The 1057-nt window shown below is 39.0% G+C and carries 1 protein-coding gene and 1 pseudogene; both read right to left on the bottom strand.

The window, feature by feature from the left end; all coding sequences use genetic code 11:
- A partial coding sequence (locus Q1B07_RS26625; RefSeq protein WP_299095873.1) for an ATP-binding protein occupies positions 1–401 on the bottom strand: 401 nt, incomplete at its 3' end.
- Positions 398–1057: pseudogene (locus Q1B07_RS26620) on the bottom strand (IS21 family transposase); the annotation flags it as partial. The pseudogene Q1B07_RS26620 and the gene Q1B07_RS26625, both read right to left, overlap by 4 nt.

The raw sequence follows: 1057 nt of genomic DNA, 5'->3' as shown, positions 1-1057 counted from the left end.
CCCACTAAATCTGCTACTCTGAAAAAACGTACCTCATATCCATTCTCGCAGGCTTTAACCCCAAGTGCCGTAGCCAGATGTGTTTTTCCGGTCCCTGGAGAGCCAAGGAGAAGTAAGTTTTGCTTTCCCTTTATAAAACGCAGATCGCTGATTTCTTCTTTTGTTGTTGTGGCAGGGAGATGCAACTGTTCAGTCCATTGGTAGTCCTTTAGCCACTTAAGCTCTCTAAACTTTGCCTTTTTTATTAGCCTAGAGATTTTCGTAGTTTGACGGGAAGTAATTTCTTTCATTAAAACATCCCGCAAATACTGCTCCTTGTCTTCAAATTCAACTTCTTCATATGTTTCTGCAATATAACCAAGATAAAGCGTTTTACAAACTTCTTTTAAACTGGTCATCATGATACCCTCCCATCCAAGCTTGGACACAGCTTTTTATCGTATGATTGAAGATCCGTTTCATAGTCAAGCAATACAAGAGGAGTATGGGTTTCTGATATCTTTTCTGGATAGGTTGCTTCCTTTGCCTCTAGGAGATACCCAAGTTCATGTGGAGCTCTTTCAAAACGATTTTCCTCATCTAATATTTCATGTACAGCCTGCAAAGTATGCTTCTCCAACAAGGTCTTTAAGCCTCTTACTCTAGCTTTAATTTCGTCAGGTTTTATCGTAAGATAAACTTTTACCCTCTCGGGTAAGTACTTGAAAAATCGAGAATATTTGACGGAGCGAGGTTTCTTTGCCCAATCATTTAAAATATCACTCCAGGGAATATCTCTTGTTTTATTCATATAAGGACGTGATTCCTGATACACAATTTCCCCATCATTGGTAAAGCAGGTGAAAGAGTCCCATTCTTTTTTAATGACTAACGACTGTTTAACCCTACCTTTATGAATGATAAACTTTTCTCCATCAACACTTATTTCTCCGTATTTATTAACGGTGGAGGTATCGATTGAATAGATCCGCAGATCGCTAATTGGTAATGCCTTTAGCTGTTTTTCGTCCTCTATCCAGAGCTGCTCAATTGCAATCCCTTTTTCATAATGTGGACG

Origin of the sequence: uncultured Metabacillus sp. (genome assembly GCF_947503125.1) — a bacterium.
In the GTDB taxonomy this organism is placed as follows: domain Bacteria; phylum Bacillota; class Bacilli; order Bacillales; family Bacillaceae; genus Metabacillus.
This window is presented reverse-complemented; position numbering and strand designations above follow the sequence as displayed.